The sequence below is a fragment of the Staphylococcus croceilyticus genome (assembly GCF_002902575.1).
Taxonomy (GTDB): Bacteria; Bacillota; Bacilli; order Staphylococcales; family Staphylococcaceae; genus Staphylococcus; species Staphylococcus croceilyticus.
Genome location: NZ_PPRD01000140.1, coordinates 1 through 896 on the forward strand (window position 1 = coordinate 1; position 896 = coordinate 896).

1 protein-coding gene is annotated in these 896 nt (G+C 35.3%); it reads right to left on the reverse strand.

Annotated features, from left to right (window positions below; translation table 11 throughout):
- Positions 1-172 precede the first annotated feature (172 nt).
- Positions 173-781 (reverse strand): DNA-3-methyladenine glycosylase, encoded by a 609-nt coding sequence (locus CD128_RS11380; protein ID WP_103329981.1) that lies wholly within the window; start codon positions 779-781, stop codon positions 173-175.
- Positions 782-896: the final 115 nt, after the last annotated feature.

An 896-nucleotide genomic window follows, 5' to 3' on the forward strand; every position in this document is an offset into this window, starting at 1 on the left:
GCGCTATAATTACCCATATTACCCATTATACATATAACAAATATATATTTCTAGAACGCATAATATCTTTTTAGTATATATAAAGATTTAGAGTTATTTATATAAATAGAATTAATGCAACTTATATAATAATTTAAAAATCATTTTTACTGCCGTTAAGTCCTGGTTCTCGCTATTTCCAAGTGTCTTCTGGCATCACACATTCTGATTTACGTGCGCGAGATACATATGGATTCCCTTTGACTGTATATCTTAAAGGCTTGTGCGTCCATTCGCCTTTATTAGGAATGCCAATTCTTGCACTTTCTTCAATTTCACGGGGATATTTTCTATTCTTTACATCAATTGATAAACGACATTCATTAATAGTCGAGCCATCAATTGCACGTGGGATGTTAAAGGCTTTCGTCCATTTCCCAGGACCATTCGTCACTTCATAACCTTTTTTATTACGATTTTTAATCATCGCTTCAATACCATCTTCTGGCTCCACAGCGCGAATCAATACACCTTCAGGCACGCCTTCCGTACGCGTTACAAAGTTAATTAATAAATGCGTATGCATGACATGACCGTAGATTGTGCCTCCACGCTTATACAGTGAGGTCACTTTAGGCGTTTGCTTGCCTCCAAATCCATGTGCAGCTCGATCATCAAAGCCTAAGTATGCTTCAGTTTCTACAATATAACCGCTATAAGTTTGGTTATTATCTTGGTAAATAATCTTAACACCTAATAATGCTTTAGCAGTTTCTGTCGTAGGTTTAGATACGAAATCCACAATTATTCCTTCTTTCTATCTTTTTGAAAATGTTGAGTTGTCAATTTAAGTGCAACAACTCAGAATTTAAAATTTCATAAGACGTCTTCCAATTAAGACACTTTCTAGGACGATG